We start from the raw sequence: 14,707 nt of genomic DNA on the forward strand, positions 1-14,707 counted from the left end.
TTGGCCTTTTTTTATTGGTTTTCATCCATTTTATATTTTCGCCATAAACTGCGATTCAAATCATCTCTTTGCAAGATGGTTAAGAAATCGATGCAGTTAAATTCTTGGTCCCAAGCTGGTTCCCCGCTGATGGAAGCACCCGCTTTCAAATAAGCGCGACATAAAGGCGGGACAAGACTTTCCGCTTCCGCTCTCTGAGTCTCCGTGAGAGGGTCGCGTATTTCGTCCATAAACTGATGTAATAAAGGCATTGTAAATAAAAGTGTTGGCCTTGTTCTGAACTCTTGCAGAATACGACCTTCTTCTTCAAAGTAACGTGTTAACAGTGCGGCCTTGCGCGGATCTGCTGTCATGACCGTCGCACAACCGAAAACAAGTTTCGCATCTGAAGCTGCCATATATTCAGCAATTCCACGCCATAGTAAAGAAATCAGAATACCACGGCGGAAATCCTTATGAATACAAGCTCTGCCAAGTTCTAATTTGACCCCTGGTTGAGCGAAAAGTTTACCGATCATAAACTCTTTTCCAGAATAAAACTTTTCTGTGAATAAAGAACAGTTCAAACGATAAGTACCGACGATGCGGTTACTGCGCTTTTCTTTGATGACTAAGTGGTCGCAGGCAAAATCGAACTCGTCGACATCAATACCTTCTGGATTTGTTTTTCCCATCATCTCGCGATGAAAAACTTCGTACCTTAAGGCTAAAGCTTCTTTTAGTTCTTCGCTGTCAGAAACAGTTTTTAGTTCAAAGGGGCCGACCTCAAGCTTTATATCAATCTTCGCTTTAAACTTATGGATGCGGTTAAGACGAAGTTGATAGAAAGACTGAAGGTTCATTGAAACTCGTTCAAGACTTACAGCGGCTGCTAAGGAGCTAATCATAAGCGGTCCCCCCTTGATAGTTAAGATTCTATCGGGAACCCCGTGTTAAGGTTGTTAGAAGCTTCTTAAGATATTGTTTTGCCGTCTTAACAAAAAACGAACTTAAACGATTAAAGAGGCCGCTTTATTCAAGCGATCAAATAAAGATTCCCAGCGTTCGCCCACTTGCTGGGAGGTGCGGTAAAATAAGATGCAGTCTTTTCCTTGCAAGGCAACTTCGCGAAGTTTTCCATAAAACTCGCGGGTCGCTAATAAAGGATCGTTTGAAAGCTTGAGAACAGAATGGCTATGAATGCCCCCGGCAGGTTTGATAATTTTGATACTTTCAATTTCATCTGGAAGCTCGCCAAGCTTTTCATTTACTTCTTTAAGAATGCTTTCAGCAGAACGGTGTTCTTCTGTACAAACGATCAATGGGACCGGTGGCATATAATGATGTTTCATATGGCCTGGAGATTCGCGTTTATCTATCTTTTCGATAAATTCAAACGTGAAACCCTTATCTGAAAGGACTCTTTCGATATCAGACTTAAGAACGAAGCCGCGTCTTAGGATTGATAGCTCGACCTTTTCTGGGCGGTGACGAACCAACAACACAGTTGATTCAATACCAATATCACAGTCCCCACCATCAACCACAAACACATCTTCTTTTTTAAATTCGGTGCGCACGTGGGAAGCTGAAGTTGGCGAGGTTCTTCCGAACTTGTTAGCACTTGGTGCTGCTAGTGGAACCCCAACTTGCTGAAGGATTTCTAATGCCAACGGATGATTGGGCATCCTGATTCCCACATTGTCTAATCCTGAGGTGATCATCAAATTTATTGAGGGATCTCTTGGTAAGATCAAAGTCAATGGGCCTGGCCAGAATGTTTCTGCTAAAGCTTGGGACGCCGGTCCCCAGTACGCAGTGACTTTCTTAGCTTGTTCAATAGAAGCCACATGGACAATCAATGGATCAAAGAACGGGCGTTCTTTAGTGATAAAAATCTTTTCAATGGCTGCGGGTATATCGATACGAGCCGCCAGGCCATAAACTGTTTCTGTAGGGAAGCCAATGACTCCCCCTTCATCCAGAATGTTTTTGGCTTTTGTTAAGGCCTCGTTCACCGTCATTATTTTTCCTCGCGCAGAACACCCAATGCACTTTCTTTTACAATATCCAGGCTTGCAAGGAAAGAAATCAATAAACTAAATGCAGTGATGATAAGAACTGATACCAGTGGTTGAGCCCAAGAAAGCTTAAAGTCACTTTCAAAAATAAAGGTATTCAGCGAAAAACTCACAATAATGCTAAGTAACGACCCGGTTAAAGCAGCTAAAAAAGCTAAGAAAGCGAATTCAGCAAGAATGAAGCTTGCGACTTCACTCCAAGATGCACCCAGGATTTTTAGCATGTTCAGTTCCCAACGACGCAACTTAATCTGACTGCGCACGATCGAAAACAGCACGATATAGCCAGTCACCAAAGCTAACGCTGCCATTAATTCAAGGGACCAACTCATTTTTTCTGCAGTTTTTAGAACTTCATCCACAGTTCGAACTACATCGACAACAGATATGTTTGAAAACTGTGATGCGATTTCGTTCTGTAACTGGGTTCTTTTAGCATCCGGTAAGGATGGAATAGCTGTGATAAATGTTTTCGGCGCTTCGTCCAAGACGCCCGGCTGAACCAAGATAAAGAAATTGGGCTGAAAGCTTGTCCACTTTACTTTACGAAGGTTCACGATCTCGCCTTCAACTTCAACACCTTGCACATCAAACACAATGCGATCGCCGATCTTAAATCCCATGCGTTCAGCAAATCTGTATTCAACTGAAAGTTCGGCAGGCTTATCGGGATCGGCGTAAGGACCGCTGATCGGCCTGCCATCGGTGATTGTTTCTGAAGTCGAAAGATCCGTACGGTACGAAAGATTCACACCGCGATTGCGGAAGCGCGCTTCGCGTTCTTCTTCACGGGTTTTGAAGCCTTGAGTTTCAATCTTTCTTTCATAGTCCATGCCGTTCACTTTTAAAATTCGCGCACGAATCAAAGGCGAAACTGCTAAAGGTTGAACCTGGTTTTTCGCAAGGGTTTGCTGGACCCCATCCATCTGCTCGCTTTGAATATCAAACATAAATAGCGATGGAATTTTACTTCTGCCTTCGGTTTGGAATTCCGCCTGCAGGGAATTTTTTAATTGCGGAAGGATATTGATTAATAGCGCTCCCAAGCCTAAGGCAACAAAAATGGCAAGACTTGCCCCGGCTCTGCGGGAAAGACTTAAGAAGCTAAATTTAAAAAACCAGCGGTTAAACCCTTTTATCAATCCAGCCAACTTCACGGTTAAATATCCAATCGCCAGAAGACTTAAGATCACAGCGATCATTGATGCTGTGAAGATGCTTCCTGTCTTAATGGAATTAGCCTGATTGATAGCTAAGAAGTAAAATAGAAGTAATGAGGGAAGGAATGGCCAAATACGTTTTGGTCCCTCACCCACTGAAAACTTTTCTTCGCTAAATAGTTTTGCCGCTTTTAAGTCGAATATCTTAACCAGGAACGGAAGACTAACCACGAAGCTGCCGAACACTGCGGTGATGATACAAATTAATAAAGCTTCTGCGCTGATCTGTGGTTGCAAATCAAATGGTGTGAAAGAATTTAGAAGTTTGCTTAAAAACGGCAGTAACAAATAGCTAAACACCACTGTAGGAATTGTGGCTAACAAACCTAAAAGCGATGCTTGAATAATATAGACACTTACTGCCTGCACACTTTGCAGGCCTAACGTACGAAGGATCGCAATTTCTTTCATCCGGGTTGATAAGAACAATCTATATAGGTAAGCAGCCCCCAAAGCCGACATGAATAACGCAATGATAGCCACTAAACCTAAATAGTCAGATAGATAACCTAGCTGGCGGCCCGAGTCCTCTCCTGCTGAAGATGGGGTATCAATATTGATCGCAGGATCAGGCAACACCTTATAAAGGTCTTCGCGAACTACATCTGATTGGCCTTGTTCTGGAAGTTTGAATAAGTGAGCCGCCGTAAAGGTACTGCCAAATTGAATTAGACCTGACTGGGGCAATAGCTCGCGGTTCACAAATACTCGCGGAGCCAGGGTCAAAGCACGGAAAGTTTGCGTGGCATCCTTTTTTACCAGATCCGCAACTTTTAAATTCAGGTTTCCAATTTTAATTTCATCGCCTACATCGATTCCAACTTGGGATTTTAATTCTGGATAAATCCATGCTGTTTCAGAAGTCAGAATTTCTTTTTCAGATTGTGCATGAATGGTTTTTCCGGATTGCAGCTCCATTTCGCCATAAAAGGGATAACCCTTATCAATGGCCTTCACTAAAACAAGTCGCGACCCTTTGCTAGAATTCATCATCGCAAAGAATTCATAGACCTTAGAATCTTGAGTTCCAGCAGGAACGGCCGCCTTCATCTTAGCCACTTCATCTTCATTCAGCTCACGTCGCGCCGACACGGCTAAATCCGCTGATAAGATGGCCTGGGCATTTGCTTTAATCTGATTTTCTAAAGCCTGATTAAAAGCCTCTAAAGTAACAAAGCCAGTTAAACCCAAGCTTAAGTTAAATATAAAAAATAAACCAAAACTCCAGCTGCGGCGAAGTTCACGTAAGGCCAGTCGCAATAGCATTAGATTTCCCTCAACTGACCTTCTTCAAGGCGTAAGTTTCGTTGGCAACGTTGCGCTAAAGCTTCACTATGGGTCACAAGAATGGTGGTGATTTCATGTTTGCGCACGATCTCGAAAAACACATCCATCACTTTATCACCGGTGTGTGTATCTAAGTTCCCACTTGGTTCATCGGCTAAAAGAATTTTAGGTTTTACCACTAAAGCTCTAGCAATAGCGACACGCTGACATTCCCCGCCGCTTAATTGGCTTGGAAAATGATCCAAGCGATGTCCTAAGCCTAATTCTTTTAATGCGGCTTCAGCTTTTTCCCGTGTGTCATCCATCTTTAGAATTTCTAAAGACAGCATGACGTTTTCAAGCGCGGTTAAATGCGCAATCAGATGGTACTGTTGAAAAACGATGGCGATGTTTTGCGCTCTGAAGCTTGTGATTTCTTTTTCACTTAAGCCCACAAGATTTACGTTATCCACAAGAATTTCCCCAGAGTCAGCACGCTCTAATCCCGCTAAAAGCGATAGCAGCGTGGATTTCCCGCTGCCTGACTGACCGACGATCGCGACAATTTGTCCTGGTTCAATATTGGTTTGCAGTCCCTTTAGAACTTCAATTTGCGAATCACCTTGCTGAAAACTTTTACGAACATTTTTTAGGATTAAACTCATAGGGCACTCTTCAAGGTTGAAAAAATAGTTTCAGCGATGATCTTATGGCCTTCTTCATTGGGATGAATGCCATCAGCCAAATTGTATTTTGGATTGCCACCGACTTTTTCTAAAATGAATGGAATGAAAACAAGCTTGTACTTGGACGCCAAAGATTCATACATCTTTTTGAATTGATCAGTATAAGCTTTTCCATAATTCGGTGGCATATACAGACCGCAAAGAATCACACGAACCTTTTCTTTTTGTGCGTATTCAATCGCCGCTGCCAGATTTTTCTGACTGTCTTCGATCTTTAAACCGCGCAGTCCGTCGTTGGCACCTAACGCTAAAAGCACGACATCAGGTTTCGATTTAAACAGCCACTTCATTCGCGTAACGCCAGATGCAGTGGTTGAACCGCTAACGCCAGAGTTCACGACTTTCCATTCTTTTTTGCCGATTTCATGAAGCTTTTTTTCTAAAAGTGATGGGTAGGCAGCATCCTTGGCGACACCGTAGCCCTCCGTAATGGAATCACCCAACACGATCAATTTTTTTTCAGCGAATGCTAATGAGGAGAAAGTAAGAAGTATGAAAAATAAAAAAGGTCTCATAGGGTTACTATGAGACCTTTTGTTGTTTTCTAAAACAAGTCTGAACTCGTCACAAAAATCTGCGGAGTCCGAACAATGTAATTAGCGCGGGCCGCGAGGACCACGATCGCCGCCGAAACCACCGCGACGAGGACCACCGCCATTGCGATCGCCACCGAAACCACCACGACGTGGGCCACCTTCACGAGGAGCCTGTGGGCGAGCTTCAGATACATTGATTGGACGACCGTTCAATTCAACGCCGTTAGCTCTTTCGATAGCTTGATCAGCCGCAGAATCATCAGCCATTTCTACAAAGCCGAAGCCTTTAGAACGACCTGTTTCTCTGTCCATGATTACTTTCGCAGAGTCTACCGCTCCGAATTGAGCGAAGTGTTGATGAAGAGCTTCATCGTCTACTGAATAAGGCAAGTTGCCTACGTATAATTTCTTTGCCACAAAGACCTCCTGTGGAATTTCTTTTAAAAACCCGAGGAAGCCTTCGAACAACATAAAATCGAGAACACTCGCACGGGAAAACTTTTTACTGAATTTAGGCTAGCAACGGCCTAAATAGTGTGCAAGCCCATTTTTACGGGCGCATATTATTATATTGTAAAGGAATAGAAAAGTTCCCACCACGTACAAGGCTGATACATTCCTGCAGCTCATCAATGCTTTTTGAGGACACTTTGATTTTATCGTCCGCAATTGCAGGCTGTACCTTTAGCTTAGAATCTTTAATTAATTTAATGATGTCTTTCGCGACTTCTTTCTCAATACCTTGAACTAAAAGAACTTTTTGGCGCAGCATTCTGCCGCCGGCCTCTTCTTTTTTCTCAAATTTGATGGCTTTGATATCGATGCCGCGACGATGAAGTTTCGTTTGTAGAATCCCACCCATCGCTTCAACTTTATAATCATCTTCAGCTGTTAGGATAATTTCTTTTTTATCCCATTGAATTTCAGCTTTGCTGCCTTTGAAGTCATAACGCCCTTCAACCTCTTTGCGGGCTTGGTTAACGGCATTATCAACTTCTTGAACATCAATCTCAGAAACAATATCAAACGATGGCATATCAAAAAATCCTAAATATTTTTGAGAAAAAATAAACCGAAAATCAAGGGTGAGTCAAAAAGGTTCGGATGCAAGGCGGAGGGTTTTTTCCGCAACGGAGGCGTGCTGCTAGCACGTCGGAGAGAAGGAAAAAGCCCGACAACGCAGTCAGCCGGGCCTTTTTCACTCGCCCGCTTAGTGACCAGAGTTACCGTGTAGGCCGTGTGGATGCCCATGCAACACTTCTTCAGTAGTTGCTTCACGAATCAACGCCATCTCAACGCTGAACTCAAGATCTTGACCAGCAAGAGGATGATTTCCATCTAAAGTTACATGGGAGTCTGTGATTTTAGTTACGCGAACGATGTGCGCGCCTTGGCCCAATTCCAAACGCAAGTGGCTGCCGATTTCAAGTTGCGGCAAGTGAGCTAGCTCTTCTTTAGGAACATCCATGAACATATTGTCGCGAACTTCGCCGTAAGCATCCTTCGCAGCAATCTTAACTGTTTTTTTATCACCCTCTTTAAGGTCTTTAATTTCTTCTTCCAATTTTGGGATGATTTGACCAGCACCTTCTAAGAAAGGAAGTGGTTGTCCACGCTCAGAAGCATCCAAAACATTTCCATCAGGTCCTTTTAAAACGTAGTTAAACGCCAATACTCTTCTCATTGTGATACCTCCTAAAGTGGCTATGGGGGCGGGTATCCCATTATTAATTGCGTTTAGCAAATAAAAAGGCCTGTTCTTTTCAATATTTAAGACGGGGGCTTGAAATCGTCCTCGGCTTTTCGCTATAATTATTAGTAGATCGCACCTTTGAGGGGGAAGCATGATGCAGATGTCCTCGATACGGTCTTTATTGCTCAACTCAAGTTATGAACCTATGCGGGTTGTGAGTTGGCAGAAGGCCTTGGTTCTGTGGTTTCAAAACAAGGTAGAGATACTTGAGTATCATTCTGCCTTTGCCCGATCAGTACATCATCGGTTTCAGCTGCCGAGTGTTCTGAGGTTAAAGAGCTATGTTAAGCCTCGAACCTCGCACGCCATACGGTTTTGCCGAGAAAATGTTTATATCCGCGATAATTATACCTGCCAATACTGCGCCACCAAACTTCCTGCCAAAGCACTTACTCTTGATCACGTCGTGCCGGCATCTCATAACGGACCTAAAAATTGGACAAATGTTGTTTCTGCCTGCAGAGACTGCAATCAACGAAAAGCCAATCGCACACCACGAACTGCAAATATGCCTTTACTCACAGAGCCGCGCGCTCCATCATGGTTACCAACATTAGCACTGGAGATCAGCGCAGATCATGTTCCACCTGACTGGGCTCCGTATTTAAATTTAAGGCTTAACACGGGATGAGTTTACAGTACGACATTCGAAAGATTTCCACCGCTGAAACTTTAGATTTACGTCAGCGCGTTCTGAAACCTTTTCTTTCCAAAGATGAATGTATTAATCCGGGCGATGATTTAATAACCACCAAACATTTTGGCCTGTTTCACGAATGCAAACTTGTTTGCATCGCCACTTTTATTTTAGAACCTCATCCTTCGTTAAGTTCCGGATTTCCCTATCGCTTGCGTGGCATGGCTACTGACGAAAAATATCGCGGCCAGGGCTTTGGCCAAATTCTTTTACGCTATGGTGTCGAGTATCTTCGCCAAAAACGTTGTGACCTTGTTTGGTTTAATGCGCGCATCAAAGCTTTTCCGTTTTATGAAAAACAGGGTTATCAATATTTCGGTCCACTGTTTGAGATGAAAGACATCGGCCCCCATAAAGTCATGTACAAGCCTTTGATTCCTAGATAACCTCTGCTGACAGGAGGACTGGTGAATACGGCAGTTCACTCTCAACTCACGTCAGCATTGACAAAAGTTATCAGCGAAACAAATGGCATTTCGCTGTCAGATACTATCGACCTGTTATTATCCTCTGATCTTCAGCAACGACACCCAGAAGCTTACCAGCAAGTTGCAAACTTTCGTGAATTGTTAAATCAGTTTCAGATCAATCAAGTCACAATCAGTTCTTTGCTAAAACATCCTTTATCAGCGGCTTTAGCTGAATTCTTCAGTCACTTTCCGCTGAAATACAATGAAGAACACATCCACTTAACGGGTGCCATCAACGCTGAATTTATTTACCCCCGCCTGAAAAAACTTTTAGAAGGTCCCCACAAAGCCATCTATGAAGAAAAAATCAAAGAAGTGTATGGGGAAAATGCTTTACCAATCCGATCAGTTGCTGACGTTGATAAACTAATTCGCCTGCAGGAAAACGAAGGCTTTTCGCGCTATCTTAAAATTTTATATTTACCAAAGTTGATCTTTATTTCCCGTGAGGCCCATGAGGAAGCCGCCTATCACATGGCTGAAGAGCTTTATCACAAATACAACGTTGGGAAAATCCGTCTTAAGTTTTCATTGTCGCGTTCGACGGCAAGTTCTTCAGAACAAATTCCTGGCATTGATGATGTGACTTCTGAAGATGTCGTGTTGGGATTATATGATGGCTTTAAAAAGTTTCAGGTAAAACATCCTGACTTTGATTTTATTTTATCCCCGTCATTCCGTAAGGAATCAAATCACTTTGATGCAGAAAAGTTTCCGAATCGCCAGGCGCATTTCATTGAGCAGATTAACCAGATCATCGCCCTTTTAGATCAGTACCCGTTTTTAATCAGACATCTTACGGATGTAGATACCGTGGGTGATGAGCGTGAACTTTACCGCAAAGAGCATTTCAATGAAATGCAAGGCGGCTTTAGAAAACTGCAATACCGCGGCTTCAAAATCAGATCCCATCATGGTGAAACTTGGTACACTTTGAAAAAAGGAATTCAAGCTGTGGATAATGCTATGAATATTTGGCATATCGATACGCTTGAACATGGAATCAGTTTAGGGATTAATCCAAATAAATATTTTCACCGCATTTACCAGGACATCCACGCTAAGAACCAAAAAGGTTTAGCAATCACCGAAAAGGATCCTCTTTACCGTGAACTTTCCGAACTTGATTGGGGCTTTAACCGCCACGTTCTAGAAAAGATCAAAGCAGGTACTGTTCTTAGTGCGGAAGAAGATATTTTGTTCGTTAAGGCAAAGTTCCACACCGCTCGCGAAGTTGAACATTATCAGCACGACGTTTTGAATCGCATGATTCAAAAAGGTGTGACATTGGTGTCCTTGCCCTCTTCAAATAATAAGCTTACGGGTAAGTTTGAAGATTACAAAGATCATCCTTTTTCGTGGTGGGAAAAAAAGGGAGTGCAACTTGGTGTCGGCACTGATAACTACGTGACATTGAACACCAATTTTATTTATGAAATGTTAATCTTGCTTTACACTGATTGTGTAAACCTTAAGATCACAAAATTATTAATGGTAACAACTGGGGAAACCCGCCGTCCGTACATTAGCCATCTATTGTGGACGATGAGAAAGAAACTTGGAAAGAGCAACTAGTGACCACATCTGCTAAAAAATCGAAGCCTTCTTGGATGCAAACTCTTCGTGCTGTAACCCGCCCTAAAGTAGCCATCATGTTAGCTTTAGGTTTCTCTTCGGGCCTTCCTTTCATGCTGGTCGGAAACACTTTGGGATTCTGGCTTCGCGAAGCAGGGATTACTTTAGCTACTATCGGCTTTCTTTCTTGGGTGGGACTTGCTTACTCCTTAAAATTTTTGTGGGCGCCACTGATTGATAAAGTGAATGCTCCGATTTTAGGAAAGATGTTAGGGCGTCGCCGCGGTTGGATGGTGGTATCGCAAGTTCTAATTGCAGGTGCTTTGATCGGCATGTCCATCGTCAAACCCGAAGGTGGTTTGATGCTCTTTACAGGTCTTGCTGCTTTAGCGGCTTTTGCTTCTGCGACCCAAGATATCGTTGTTGATGCTTGGAGGATTGAAGTCTCTGATGCCAGTGAAGATATGGCCTTACTTTCTTCAGCTTACCAACTGGGTTACCGTGCTTCCTTGTTAGTTACTGATGCCTTGATCTTGATCGTTGCAGCTTCTGTGGGCTGGGCCGTTTCATACAGCGTGATGGGTGCTTTAATGGCTGTGGGTCTTGTGGCAACGTTCTTAGCCGTGGAACCAGGTCGCAACCTAGCTGCACAAGTCACTGAACACAAATGGAGCGCTCGCGCTGTCTTTGATGCGGTTGCTGGACCATTCATTGCCTTTTTTAAACAACATGGTTCGAAAGCTTTATTGATTTTAGCAGCTGTTAGTTTGTATCGCCTTTCAGATTTCATGATGGGCCCCATGGCTAATCCGTTTTATGCAGATATTGGCATCACCAAGGAAACTGTCGGAGCTGTGCGCGGTTCTGTGGGGTTGATTGCCTCTGTGGTGGGAATCGCAGCTGGCGGTCTATCAGCTGTGCGCTTTGGTTTTATCACGACTCTTTTAGTCGGTGCGGTGATCGGACCCGCTTCTAATTTAGGTTTTTCGCTTTTGGCAATCGTCGGTCCGAGCAATGAAGTTTTCACGACAGCGATGATCATTGATAACTTTGCTTCTGGTTTTGCTGGAACTGCGCTTGTGGGTTACATGTCGAGCTTAACTACATTTGGTTATACCGCTACCCAGTACGCATTATTAAGTTCCTTCTACGCTCTTCTTGGAAAAGTTCTTAAAGGTTTTTCCGGCGTTATGGTTCAGAATTTCTCTGAAGGTCGCACGCTAATGGAAGGGTACGCTTTATTCTTCATAAGCACCGCCCTCGTTGGTATACCAGCTTTGCTCCTGTGTATTCTTTTAGTTCGCAGCTACAAATCCGTTGGTACAACAGCAGCTGTTAATTAACCCTGGACCGGAAAACTTTATCCGGTCCCACTTTCCTGTCGGATGCTTTGAATACCTGATGATTCATAACACTGGATCTACTCAGGGACATGATAGGGCCTTTAGCCTTTTTTCATGTACTTAGAAAACTTTAATTCAATACAACCGCCGTTTCATAATAACCAGTCTGAGGGCCTTAAGTGGCTCGCTGCCGCTTACAAAGTTGCGCAGAAGGATCAAAACTACTCTGAAGAAGACTACGCAAAACTTCTGCAAAGAGTGGCTTGTTCTGAATCGCAAATAGCGACCCGCAGATTTTTCCTGCCAGATTCGCAACACACCGAATGGGAAAAGCACGAGATCTATCCGATCAAGGATAGTCCCCGTGGCGCGACGATGTTGCAAAGGCATGAGTTCTATCACAAGACCGTCAGGGAAATTTTTGATAACCTTTATGAAACAAGAAAGTTTCCTGATGACATCATTCACGTCAGCTGCACAGGTTATATTTCCCCAAGTGCTGCACAACGTGTGGCGGTTAAAGCGCCTAAGACCGTAACCGTCACCCATTCTTATCACATGGGATGTTACGGTGCCTTTCCTGCCCTGCGCATGGCCTCGGGCTTTTTAAGCAGTCACGACGTCTTAGGTAAAAAGAAGTCGGTGGACCTAGTGCACACCGAACTATGCAGCCTGCATTTAAATCCGCAGGATCCAACCCTAGAACAAATGGTTATTCAAAGTCTTTTTGCCGATGGCGTGATTGCTTATTCGATGACTGCGGAAAAACCTAAGAAGGGTTTCAAACTGATTTCTTTACACGAGGAATTAGTCCCAGACACAACTGAAGCCATGGAATGGATGGTTGCGGATTGGGGCATGAAGATGACCCTTTCTAAAGATGTGCCCATGATGGTTGGCAAGAAAATTAAAGACTTTACTTATCGTTGGCTCAGTGGTCGCGACATCGACATGAACTACATCAGAAAACATGCGATCTTTGCCGTGCACCCAGGTGGACCAAAAATCATCGACCAGGTCGTAGCGCAACTTGAGCTTAATGAAGATCAAGTCAAAGGCAGCAGATCTATTCTTAAAGAGCGTGGCAACATGTCTTCAGCGACACTTCCGCATCTTTGGGAAAAACTGCTTAACGATGACAGTATTCCATCGGGCACACCGATTATCAGTTATGCATTCGGACCAGGTCTAACAATCTGTGGTGGGTTGATGGAGAAGGTATGAGCCTTTTTATTGTGGCCTCTGCGATTCAAGGGGCAGCCATTTTGTTTGATGAATTCTTTTTTCATCGCAAACGTGGGCTGCCTAAGTGGGAAGTCATTGGCCACCCCATCGACACGATGACCGTGATAGCTTGTTTGCTATTCTTAGCATTCGCCGATAAAACCCCAACAAATGAAAAAATATTTTTTGCCATGGCTGTGGGCTCAAGCATCTGTGTGACTAAGGATGAATGGATTCATCGCAAGTACTGCAGTGCTGAGGAAATGTGGCTGCATGCGGTTTTATTTATGATGCATCCCCTAGCTCTGTATTTAGGCTATCGTGAGTGGGAAGATTTACGTCCGACATTCCTAGCGGTTGCCGGTGGTATTTTTTGTTTCTTAATTTACCAACTCGTCTATTGGAATTTTAGATATTACCGCGTAAAAAAGGCCGCAGAAGAAGCGGCCCTTATGAAACGACAATCTGATGAAATGTATGAATACTTAAGTGAATGAACGGGCTTGGCTTTTTGGTTTAAACTTTGGTTTAAAACCAGGTTTGGCCTTTGCGCCATTTTCCTGTGCAGGTTTAGCGGACTTTGTCTTAGCTTTGGCTACTTTTGGCTTTCGCAGTTCTTCGGGTGCATGCAGGCGCTTGCCGTTTTTATCCTTAAAACGCGTTTTTAATTCCTTTACGCCTTTACCTTCAAGCTTTGCGATTAAGTTCAGATCTCGCTCTGTTACCAAATTTACGACTAAACCTTCTTTGCCCGCACGCGCCGTACGACCTGCACGGTGAAGATAGTTTTCCATGTCTTGTGGTAAATGGAAGTTAATAACTCGTCCCACATGATCCAAATCTAGACCGCGGGCGGCAAGATCTGTGGATACAAGAAGATTCACTTCACCTTTTCTGAAACTATTTAAGTTGCTGCGACGCTGTCCCTTGTCCATTTCGCCGCGATAAACTACGCAAGCAAAACCCTTTTTTTCAATTTCAGCGGCAAGTTTATCGCATTGCTCACGGGTGTTTGTGAACACGATCGTCCCGCCTTCTGGTTTTTGCTTTAGAAGCTTTTCAAAAATAGGCCAGCGAAGACCGTCGATCACAGTTTCATTTTTTGTTTTTAAAGTTTTAACAACTTTACCAGCTCCGCTAGAGCGAACCACTTCCGCCTTTTCAAAAAGAGAAGTCATAAGCTCTTGCACACGTTTAGAAACAGTTGCAGAAAAAAGAGCTAGAGGGATGTCGTCTGGACAAGCTTTTACGATCATTTCTGATTCGGTTAAAAACCCGTCGTCCAGCATCTGATCGGCTTCATCAAATACGATCATGCGCACGTCAGAAAAGTTAATCAGGTCCTTTTCCATTAACTGGGTAAGGCGGCCTGGGGTAGCTAATAGAATTTCAAAGGCACCCTCGATACTGCGGCGACTTTGTTCAAAGGTTGTTCCACCCAGTACCGGGCGAACTCTTAAACGGGTGTCGTGGGTATATTGCTTAAATACTTTAGAAACTTGTTCACCCAAATCTCTTGAAGGTACAAGAACTATCGCGCGTGGCATGGCCGCTTCTGTTACCGAATTACCTTCGTTTTCGAACGATTTTAAAAGATGTAAGATCGGAAGAGCATAAGTCAGGGTTTTACCACTGCCTGTTTCAGAAACCCCAACTACGGACTGGCCTGACATCAACAACGGGATAGCGTTTCGTTGAATCTCGGTAGGAGTATAAATTTTAAGGGTTTTTAAGGTCTTAATTAGGGATGGCAATAAGCCAAAATCAGGAAATGTATTCATAGGCCCGGAGTATATCTGATTTCACCTCCCCAGCAC

At 43.6% G+C, this 14,707-nt stretch carries 15 protein-coding genes; 6 read left to right on the plus strand and 9 right to left on the minus strand.

The window, feature by feature from the left end; genetic code table 11:
* Positions 1-11 precede the first annotated feature (11 nt).
* The 8 genes from MNR06_RS10305 to MNR06_RS10340 form a co-directional block, all read right to left on the minus strand.
* A complete protein-coding gene (locus MNR06_RS10305) occupies positions 12-887 on the minus strand; it encodes a GNAT family N-acetyltransferase (RefSeq protein ID WP_243535723.1) in 876 nt (291 codons plus the stop codon).
* A gap of 102 nt (positions 888-989) precedes the next feature.
* Positions 990-2,003: an L-threonylcarbamoyladenylate synthase gene (locus MNR06_RS10310; protein ID WP_243535725.1), complete on the minus strand. Its 1,014-nt coding sequence runs from the start codon at positions 2,001-2,003 to the stop codon at positions 990-992.
* Positions 2,003-4,546 carry an ABC transporter permease gene (locus MNR06_RS10315; RefSeq protein ID WP_243535727.1) on the minus strand — a complete coding sequence of 848 codons (2,544 nt, stop codon included), beginning with the start codon at positions 4,544-4,546 and terminating at the stop codon, positions 2,003-2,005. The genes MNR06_RS10310 and MNR06_RS10315 overlap by 1 nt, the downstream gene beginning before the upstream one ends.
* The gene (locus tag MNR06_RS10320; RefSeq protein WP_243535730.1) at positions 4,546-5,211 is read right to left on the minus strand and encodes an ABC transporter ATP-binding protein; all 666 of its coding nucleotides are present in this window, start codon (positions 5,209-5,211) and stop codon (positions 4,546-4,548) included. Before MNR06_RS10320 ends, MNR06_RS10315 begins: the two co-directional genes overlap by 1 nt.
* Positions 5,208-5,807 carry an arylesterase gene (locus tag MNR06_RS10325; protein WP_243535732.1) on the minus strand — a complete coding sequence of 200 codons (600 nt, stop codon included), beginning with the start codon at positions 5,805-5,807 and terminating at the stop codon, positions 5,208-5,210. Before MNR06_RS10325 ends, MNR06_RS10320 begins: the two co-directional genes overlap by 4 nt.
* 81 nt (positions 5,808-5,888) lie before the next feature.
* Entirely contained in the window at positions 5,889-6,245 is a 357-nt protein-coding gene (locus MNR06_RS10330; RefSeq protein WP_243535734.1) for an RNA recognition motif domain-containing protein, read from the minus strand.
* A 133-nt stretch (positions 6,246-6,378) separates the two neighbouring features.
* Positions 6,379-6,864: a YajQ family cyclic di-GMP-binding protein gene (locus tag MNR06_RS10335; protein ID WP_243535736.1), complete on the minus strand. Its 486-nt coding sequence runs from the start codon at positions 6,862-6,864 to the stop codon at positions 6,379-6,381.
* A 174-nt stretch (positions 6,865-7,038) separates the two neighbouring features.
* Positions 7,039-7,512: an FKBP-type peptidyl-prolyl cis-trans isomerase gene (locus MNR06_RS10340; protein WP_243535738.1), complete on the minus strand. Its 474-nt coding sequence runs from the start codon at positions 7,510-7,512 to the stop codon at positions 7,039-7,041.
* A gap of 214 nt (positions 7,513-7,726) precedes the next feature.
* Here MNR06_RS10340 and MNR06_RS16750 point away from each other — a divergent pair, with 214 nt between their 5' ends.
* The 6 genes from MNR06_RS16750 (at position 7,727) to MNR06_RS10365 (ending at position 13,387) form a co-directional block, all read left to right on the plus strand.
* Positions 7,727-8,212 carry an HNH endonuclease gene (locus MNR06_RS16750; protein ID WP_407933220.1) on the plus strand — a complete coding sequence of 162 codons (486 nt, stop codon included), beginning with the start codon at positions 7,727-7,729 and terminating at the stop codon, positions 8,210-8,212.
* Positions 8,209-8,664: a GNAT family N-acetyltransferase gene (locus MNR06_RS10345; protein ID WP_243535740.1), complete on the plus strand. Its 456-nt coding sequence runs from the start codon at positions 8,209-8,211 to the stop codon at positions 8,662-8,664. Before MNR06_RS16750 ends, MNR06_RS10345 begins: the two co-directional genes overlap by 4 nt.
* A 21-nt stretch (positions 8,665-8,685) precedes the next feature.
* Positions 8,686-10,323: an amidohydrolase family protein gene (locus tag MNR06_RS10350; RefSeq protein WP_243535742.1), complete on the plus strand. Its 1,638-nt coding sequence runs from the start codon at positions 8,686-8,688 to the stop codon at positions 10,321-10,323.
* A gap of 35 nt (positions 10,324-10,358) precedes the next feature.
* Entirely contained in the window at positions 10,359-11,666 is a 1,308-nt protein-coding gene (locus MNR06_RS10355; RefSeq protein WP_407933221.1) for an AmpG family muropeptide MFS transporter, read from the plus strand.
* A 114-nt stretch (positions 11,667-11,780) separates the two neighbouring features.
* Positions 11,781-12,890, plus strand: coding sequence for a 3-oxoacyl-[acyl-carrier-protein] synthase III C-terminal domain-containing protein (locus MNR06_RS10360; protein WP_243535745.1), 1,110 nt, complete (start codon positions 11,781-11,783; stop codon positions 12,888-12,890).
* Positions 12,887-13,387 (plus strand): hypothetical protein, encoded by a 501-nt coding sequence (locus MNR06_RS10365; RefSeq protein WP_243535747.1) that lies wholly within the window; start codon positions 12,887-12,889, stop codon positions 13,385-13,387. Before MNR06_RS10360 ends, MNR06_RS10365 begins: the two co-directional genes overlap by 4 nt.
* Here MNR06_RS10365 and MNR06_RS10370 read toward each other — a convergent pair.
* Positions 13,376-14,671, minus strand: a complete 1,296-nt coding sequence (locus MNR06_RS10370; protein WP_243535749.1) for a DEAD/DEAH box helicase — start codon at positions 14,669-14,671, stop codon at positions 13,376-13,378. The genes MNR06_RS10365 and MNR06_RS10370 overlap by 12 nt on opposite strands.
* Positions 14,672-14,707: the final 36 nt, after the last annotated feature.

The organism is Bdellovibrio reynosensis, from assembly GCF_022814725.1.
Taxonomy (GTDB): Bacteria; Bdellovibrionota; Bdellovibrionia; order Bdellovibrionales; family Bdellovibrionaceae; genus Bdellovibrio; species Bdellovibrio reynosensis.